At 73.3% G+C, this 7,176-nt stretch carries 4 protein-coding genes; 3 read left to right on the top strand and 1 reads right to left on the bottom strand.

Translation table 11 applies throughout. The features are described 5' to 3' along the window. Positions 1-128 precede the first annotated feature (128 nt). Positions 129-3,197 (top strand): alpha-mannosidase, encoded by a 3,069-nt coding sequence (locus TR50_RS41335; RefSeq protein ID WP_042435503.1) that lies wholly within the window; start codon positions 129-131, stop codon positions 3,195-3,197. Here the strand turns inward: TR50_RS41335 and TR50_RS41330 are convergent. Beyond that, positions 3,136-3,618, bottom strand: a complete 483-nt coding sequence (locus TR50_RS41330) for a GNAT family N-acetyltransferase (protein ID WP_042435501.1) — start codon at positions 3,616-3,618, stop codon at positions 3,136-3,138. The genes TR50_RS41335 and TR50_RS41330 overlap by 62 nt on opposite strands. A 182-nt stretch (positions 3,619-3,800) precedes the next feature. Between TR50_RS41330 and TR50_RS41325 the strand changes: the two genes are divergently transcribed. Both TR50_RS41325 and TR50_RS41320 read left to right on the top strand, forming a co-directional pair. Further along, positions 3,801-6,242 carry an RICIN domain-containing protein gene (locus TR50_RS41325; RefSeq protein ID WP_042435498.1) on the top strand — a complete coding sequence of 814 codons (2,442 nt, stop codon included), beginning with the start codon at positions 3,801-3,803 and terminating at the stop codon, positions 6,240-6,242. 160 nt (positions 6,243-6,402) lie between these two features. Next, on the top strand, positions 6,403-7,176 hold a 774-nt coding region (locus TR50_RS41320; RefSeq protein ID WP_042435495.1), incomplete at its 3' end, for a patatin-like phospholipase family protein.

The following is a 7,176-nucleotide window of genomic DNA, read 5'->3' as shown; positions in this document are numbered from 1 at the left end:
GCCTGGCGGGGTATGACGGAGATGGCACGTCCTGACCACACCCGCCATTGCACCGACCCGGCCCGCGCCCGTGCCCGCGGCCGCCGGGCCGCCCCGCCGTCGTCACAGCCGAACCGGGAGTCACCGCCATGCACGACGACCGTGCCACCGTCGAACGCCGTCTGCGCCGCGTGCTGCGCGAGCGGATCGAGCCCGCCGTGTACGGGGAGTCCGTGCCGCTCCAGGTGGCGCGCTGGGACGCCGAGGGAGAGCCGCCGAAGGTCGCGGACGGGCTCGCGGCGGACTACGCGGACTGCCCGGCGGACGCCGCCTGGGGGCCCGCGTGGGGCACGACGTGGTTCCGAGTGCGGGGCGAGGTGCCCGCCGCGTGGGCGGGGCGGGCGGTGGAGGCGCGGATCGACCTGGGCTTCGACCCGAACCTGCCCGGCTTCCAGTGCGAGGGCCTGGTCTACCGCTCCGACGGCCGGCCGGTGAAGGGCCTCAACCCGCGCACGGCGTGGGTGCGCGTCACCGACGACGCCCGTGGCGGCGAGCTCGCGGAGCTCTACGTCGAAGCGGCCGCCAACCCGGTGCTGGTCGCCCACTCCCCCACGTACCAGGGCGACCGCCTCACCGCCGACCGCACCTCCCAGTACCGGTTGGCCCGGATGGAGCTGGCGGTGTTCGAAAGCGAGGTCTGGGAGCTGGTGCAGGACCTGGAGGTGCTCGGGCAGCTGATGGAGCAGCTGTCCACCGACGACGCGCGCCGGTTCGACCTGGTGCGGGCGATCGAGCGGGCGCTGGACGCGCTGGATCTCGCGGACGTCGCGGGGACGGCGGCGCAGGCGCGCGCCGAACTGGCCGCCGCGCTGGCCGCGCCCGCGCACGCGTCCGCGCACCGGATCAGCGCGGTCGGGCACGCGCACATCGACACGGCGTGGCTCTGGCCGCAACGCGAGACGGTCCGCAAGGTGGCCCGGACCTGCGCCAACGTCGTCGGGTTGATGGAGGACCACCCCGGCTTCGTCTTCGCGATGTCGCAGGCCCAGCAGTTGGCGTGGTTGAAGGAGCACCGGCCGGAGGTGTTCGCGCGGGTCGCGGAGCGGATCCGGACCGGCTCGTTCGTGCCGGTCGGCGGGATGTGGGTGGAGTCCGACACCAACATGGTCGGCGGCGAGGCGATGGCCCGTCAGTTCGTCTACGGCAAGCGGTTCTTCCTGGAGGAGTTCGGCGTCGAGACGCGGGAGGTGTGGCTGCCGGACTCCTTCGGCTACACCGCGGCCTTGCCGCAGCTGGTGAAGCTGGCCGGGAACCGCTGGTTCCTGACCCAGAAGATCTCGTGGAGCCAGTCCAACCGCTTTCCCCACCACACCTTCTGGTGGGAGGGCATCGACGGCACCCGGGTCTTCACCCACTTCCCGCCCGTCGACACCTACAACAGCGACCTCAGCGGCGGCCAGCTGGCGCACGCCTCCCGCAACTACCGGGAGAAGGGCCGTGGTTCGCGTTCCCTCGTGCCGTTCGGCTGGGGTGACGGCGGGGGCGGCCCGACCCGCGAGATGCTGGCGCGCGCCGCGCGTCTGCGCGACCTGGAGGGCTCGCCGCGCGTCGCGCTGGAGCCGCCCGCCGCGTTCTTCGCGGCGGCGGAGGCCGAGTACCCGGACGCGCCGGTCTGGGTCGGCGAGCTGTACCTGGAGCTGCACCGCGGCACCTACACCTCGCAGGCCAAGACCAAGCAGGGCAACCGCCGCAGCGAGTCGCTGCTGCACGAGGCGGAGCTGTGGTCCGCGACAGCGGCCCTGCGGGTCCCTGGATTCGCCTACCCCTACCCCGAGTTGGAACGACTGTGGAAGACGGTGCTGCTGCACCAGTTCCACGACATCCTGCCGGGCAGCTCCATCGCCTGGGTGCACCGCGAGGCGCGCGAGACCTACACCCGCGTCCACGCCGAGCTGGAGACGCTGATCGCCACGGCGCAGGCGGCGCTGGCCGACACCGGGGGCGACGGCACGCTGCTGTTCAACGGCGCGCCACACGCCCGCGACGGCGTCGCGGCCGGCAGCGCGGCGCCGCTGCCCGCGCATGGTGCGGCCGTCGGTCTCGGGCGGCAGGGCGACGGCCACGTCCTCGACAACGGCCTGCTGCGGGTCGTGGTCGACGGGCGCGGGCTGGTCGTCTCCGTGCACGACCACACGGCCGACCGCGAGACCCTCGCCCCCGGCCACGCGGCGAACCTGCTCCAGCTGCACCCCGACTTCCCCACCATGTGGGACGCGTGGGACATCGACGAGTTCTACCGCCACCGGGTCACCGACCTGGTCGGCGTCGACTCCCTCGACGCGGGCCCCGGCCCGGACGGCGCGGCGGTGGTCACCGTGAGCCGCCGCTTCGGCAGCTCGCACGTCCGGCAGACGGTGACGCTGCACCCCGGCGCGCGGCATCTGGACTTCGAGACGGAGGTCGACTGGCACGAGTCGGAGCAGTTGCTCAAGGCCGCCTTCCCGCTGGACGTCAAGGCGGACCAGTCCGAGGCGGAGACCCAGTTCGGGCACGTCGCGCGGCCCACGCACCGCAACACCTCCTGGGAGGCGGCCAAGTTCGAGATCTGCGCGCACCGCTGGATCCGCGTGGCGGAGCCGGGCGCGCCCGGCTTCGGCGTCGCCGTCGCCAACGACTCGACCTACGGCCACGACGTCACCCGCGACGTGCGCCCCGACGGCGGCCAGACCACCACCGTGCGGCTGTCGCTGCTGCGCGCGCCGCGGTACCCGGACCCGGAGACCGACCAGGGCCGGCACCTGCTGCGCTACCGCCTGGTCCCCGGGGCGAGCGTCGCGGACGCGGTCCGCGCCGGCCACGCGCTGAACCTGCCCGCCCGGCGGGTCCCCGGCACGCGTCCCGTCGCGCCGCTGGTCACGGTGGACGGCGACGCGGTGGTGCTGGAGACGGTCAAGCTCGCGGACGACCGCGGCGGCGACGTGGTGGTCCGCCTCTACGAGTGCCTCGGGGGCCGCGCGGGAACCGTGCTGCGCACCGGGTTCCCCCTGGCGCGGGTCACCGAGACGGACCTGCTGGAACGCCCGCTCCCGGAGGCCGCGGCGCACACCCCGGCCCCGGACGGCGGCCTCCCGCTGCGCCTGCGTCCGTTCCAGATCCTCACCCTGCGGCTGACGCCTTCGCCGCAGGGCTCGTCGTCGCCCCCGGCGGACGCCTCATGAAGACGTCGATCGGATCCTGGGTCTCCACGACGAATCCGTGGCGCTCGTAGAGCCGACGGGCGGCGCTGCCCTGGAGGACGTTCAGGCGCACGGTCGCGCCCTGCGCGTCCGTGCGCTCCAGGACCGTGCGCAGCACGGCGGAGCCGAGGCCCTGACCCTGTCGGCGCGGGGCGAGGTAGAAGTGCTCCAGCCACTGCCCGCCTTCGGCGGGCCGGACCGTGACGCAGCCGGCGAGCTCGCCGCCGGTCATGACGACCGAGGTGTGCTCCGGGGAGAACGAGTCCCGCAGCCGCCGGCGCACCCGGTGCTCGTCGTAGCGGCCGAGGCGCTCCAGGTCCGGCCGCATGACCTGGGCCCGCAGCTCCGCGATCACCTCGACGTCCGCCGCCACCGCGGCACGCAGCACCCACTCCCCGACCATGGCCGGAGTATCCCAGGTCACCCCGCAGACCCCGCGACCCGGTCGGTCGGGAGCCACGTCACGCAGGGCTATTGACGGGTCATCAGCAACTGCCTACTGTCACTTTTCGGCGATATCAGTTGCCTTCTGTTTGATCCGAGCGCGTCTCCTCGTTCCTTCCTGTTGGATTCGGAGGCACCGCCATGCCAGCACGCTCCCGGCGACGCCCGTTCCGCCTCGCCGCCGCCCTGCTCTCGCTGTTGCTCGCGCTGGTCCTCGGCCAACTGCCGGGCGGCGGCCGGGCCCACGCCGCGACGACCACGACCGCCGTCACCGTGGACGGCAACGCCACCGGCCGCACCTTCGACGGCGTCGGCGCGATATCCGGCGGCGGCGGCAACTCCCGCCTCCTCGCGGACTACCCCGAGCCGCAGCGCGGCCAGATCCTCGACTACCTGTTCAAACCCGGCTACGGCGCGGCACTTCAGATCCTCAAGGTGGAGATCGGCGGCGACACCAACTCCACCGACGGGTCCGAACTCAGCCACGAACACACCCGCGGCGTCGTCGACTGCGACGCCGGCTACGAGTGGTGGCTGATGGAGCAGGCCAAGGCCCGCAACCCCGGCATCAAGCTCTACGGGCTCGCGTGGGGCGCGCCCGGCTGGGTCGGCGGCGGGAACTTCTGGTCCCAGGACATGATCGACTACCTGCTGTCCTGGCTCGGCTGCGCCAAGTCCCACGGCCTGACCATCGACTACCTCGGCGGTTGGAACGAACGCGGCTTCAACGCGAGCTGGTACGAGAACCTGCACGCCGCCCTCGCCGCGAACGGCTACGCCACCAAGGTCGTCGGCGCGGACAGCGACTGGTCGATCGCGACGAGCATGCGCTCCGACTCCGCCCTGGACTCGGCCGTGGACATCATCGGCGCCCACTACCCGTGCAGCTACATGTCCGCGATGACGAGCTGCTCCAGCAGCGCCGACGCGCAGGCCACCGGCAAACAGCTGTGGGCCAGCGAGAACGGCTCGGAGGACTTCGACACCGGCGGCGCTCCCATCGCCCGCGCGATCAACCGCGGTTATCTGGACGCGAAGATGAGCGCGTTCATCAACTGGCCGCTGGTCGCCTCGGTCTACCAGAACCTCCCCTACAACACGATGGGTCTGATGACGGCGACCCAGCCCTGGTCGGGGAACTACCAGGTGGGCCAGAGCCTCTGGGCGGTCGCGCAGACCACCCAGTTCACCGCCCCCGGCTGGCAGTACCTCGACAGCGGCAGCGGCTACCTCGGCGGCAACCGCGCCGACGGCAGCTACGTCAGCTACCGCGCGCCCGACAAGTCCGCGTGGAGCACCGTCGTGGAGACCCTCGACGCGTCGGCCCCGCAGACCCTGACGTTCCAGGTGACCGGCGGGCTGCCCGCGGGCGCGCTGCACGTGTGGTCCAGCGACTTCGGATCGACCAGCCAGAGCTCCTACCTGGTCAAGGGCCAGGACCTGACCGCGAGCGGCGGCGTCTACACGCTCACGCTGCAACCCGGACGCGTCTACACCGTCACCACGACCACCGGCCAGGGCGCGGGCACCGCCGTCTCCCCCAGCCGCTCCGTGCTGGCGCTGCCCTACACCGCCGCCATCTCCTCCACGCCGACCGGCGCCGAGGTGCCGTATCTGGCCGCGATGAACGGCGCGTTCGAGGCCGAGCCCTGCCTGGGCGGCCGATCCGGTGACTGCGTCCAGCAGTTGGCCACCCAGGCGCCCATCTCCTGGGACACCGCGAGCGATCCGTACGCGCTGCTCGGAGACCTGTCCTGGTCCGACTACACCGTCTCCGTCGACACACTGCTCCAGCAGTCAGGCTCAGCCGTCCTGTACGGCCGGGTCGGACTGCAGAAGGGCTTCTCGCCCGCCGACGTCGACGCCTACCAGCTGAAACTCTCCGACTCCGGCGCCTGGTCGCTGCAGCGCAACAGCTCCGGCGGCACCGTCACCACGCTCGCCTCCGGCACCGTCGCCGCGCCCGGCACGGGCACCTGGCACACCCTCGCGCTCGGCTTCGCCGGCAGCGGCATCACCGCGACGATCGACGGCGCGCAGGTCGGGTCCGTCACCGACGCGAGCTACGGCTCCGGCCAGGTCGGCGTCGGCACCTCGGGCTGGATCGGCGCGCAGTTCGCGAACCTGAAGGTGACGCCGGGCGCGGCCACCGACCTGTCGGGCACCTACGTGCTGGTCAACCGCAACAGCGGTCAGGCGATGGACGCGAAGGGCCAGGGCACCGCCGACGGCACGCCGATCATCCAGTGGACCCGCAACGGCGGCGCCAACCAGGAGTGGACCCTCTCCCCCGCCGGCGGCGGCTACTACACCGTGACGGGCGTCGGCAGCGGCAAGGCGCTGGACGTGCCGAACGTCAGCTCGGTGGAGGGCACCGGCCTGGACCTGTGGACGCCGAACGGCGGAGTCAACCAGCAGTGGCTGGTGGCCCCGGCCGGCAACGGGTACGACACCCTGGAGAGCCGCTCCGACGCCCAACTCGCCGACGTCAGCGGCGGATCGCTCACCATGGGCGCGACGGTGCTGCAGTGGCCGCTGAACGGTGGAACGAACCAGCAGTGGCAGCTGGTCAAGGTCGGCTGACCGGGACCTCCCGCGTACGCCCGTTCCCTCCCGGCTCCGGCAGCGGTCGGGAGGGAACGGGGCTTCTCATCGTCGTCGACTGCCCGTATGTTCGGCTCCCGGCGCCACGACGGACCGACGAGCGGGCGGGCGAGCGGACCAGCGGACGAGGAGTGGACGGATGGACCAGGCGGGGTTGCGGGGCCGTGCGCTGGTGCTCGGCGGCGGCGGGCTGACCGGCATCGGCTGGGAGTGCGGCCTGCTGCACGGACTCGCCGAGGCGGGCGTCGACCTCGGCGCGACCGCCGACCTGGTCGTCGGCACCTCGGCCGGGTCCGTCGTCGGCGCGCAGCTGACCTCCGGCCTGCTCGACGCGGCGCAGCTGTACGAGCGCCAGCTCGGCCACGTCCCCGGCGAGACCGGCGAACGGCTCGGCGCGGGCGTCCTGGCTCGTTACGCCTGGGGAGCCGTGCGGTCGCGCGACGCGGCCGACTTCGGCGCCCGCATGGGGGCGCTCGCGCTGGCCGCGCGTCCCTCCGGCGCGACGGCGCACCGGGAGGTGCTGGCCGGGCGGCTGCTGAGCCACGACTGGCCGGAGCGGCGGCTGCTCGTCACCGCCGTGGACGCCCGCACCGGTGTGCGCACCGCCTTCGACCGCGAAGGCGAGGTGGGGCTGCTGGACGCCGTCGCGGCCAGCTGCGCGGTCCCCGGCGTCTGGCCGCCGGTCAGCGCGGCGGGCCGGGACTGGATCGACGGCGGCATGTCCTCCTCGGCCAACGCCGACCTGGCGGCGGGGTACGCCGCCGTGGTCGTCATCGCCCCGGTCGCGGTCGGTGGCGGGCCCGTCCCGTCGCCGCGCGCCCAGGCGGCACGGCTCGCCGCCGCAGGCGCCAAGGTCACGCTGATCACTCCCGACCGCGCCGCGCGCCGCGCCTTCGGCCGGAACGTCCTCGAC

Source organism: Streptacidiphilus anmyonensis (assembly GCF_000787855.1).
GTDB classification, from domain to species: Bacteria; Actinomycetota; Actinomycetes; order Streptomycetales; family Streptomycetaceae; genus Streptacidiphilus; species Streptacidiphilus anmyonensis.
This window is presented reverse-complemented; position numbering and strand designations above follow the sequence as displayed.